Source organism: Bradyrhizobium sp. S69 (assembly GCF_009766005.1).
Classification (GTDB): domain Bacteria; phylum Pseudomonadota; class Alphaproteobacteria; order Rhizobiales; family Xanthobacteraceae; genus Bradyrhizobium.
Genome location: NZ_LMUK01000054.1, coordinates 1 through 540, shown reverse-complemented (window position 1 = coordinate 540; position 540 = coordinate 1). Strand labels below are relative to the sequence as shown.

Annotated in this window: 1 protein-coding gene; it reads left to right on the top strand. The window is 60.9% G+C overall.

Annotated elements, in window-relative coordinates; genetic code table 11:
* The coding region (gene trbK-alt, locus GSQ88_RS30480; protein WP_159011625.1) for a putative entry exclusion protein TrbK-alt at positions 1-499 on the top strand (499 nt) is incomplete at its 5' end.
* Positions 500-540 lie beyond the last annotated feature (41 nt).

Sequence of the window (540 nt, the reverse complement as noted above, 5' to 3'; positions counted from 1 at the left end):
TCGCGCGTTGCAGCAGATCAATAATCAGATCACGTCGCTGCAGAATCAGGCCCAGTCCCTGATCAACCAGGCGAGGAACCTCGCCAACCTGCCGTTTTCGTCATTGCAACAGCTTCAGCAATCAATCCAGCGCACCCAACAGCTTCTGAACCAGGCACAACGGATCGCAGCCGTCGGCCTTGTCGTGTTGATCGTTGCGTTAACGATCGCGCAAAGCCAGCATAGCGAACAGGCCGTGGTTCTTGCACCGCTCGAGCACCGCGACGCGGAGACGCTCGTCGAAGAACTCGCCCGCTGCCGAACGATCACATCCGATGAAACCGCCGTGCTCGAGGCCTGCCGGCGGACGTGGGCCGAGAACCGTCGTCAATTCTTTGGGTCGGCGACATCTTCGCAGTCGCCAGCCGATCCGGTCCTGAAGGCGCCCGCCGCGCCGGTGAAGAACCAGGACCGGGTCGTGCCACGCGAAGTTGAACCTCAACAAGGCGAGGCACGCTGATGGGCGGCACCGGCGTTATCGATAACTTTCTCTCGGTCTTC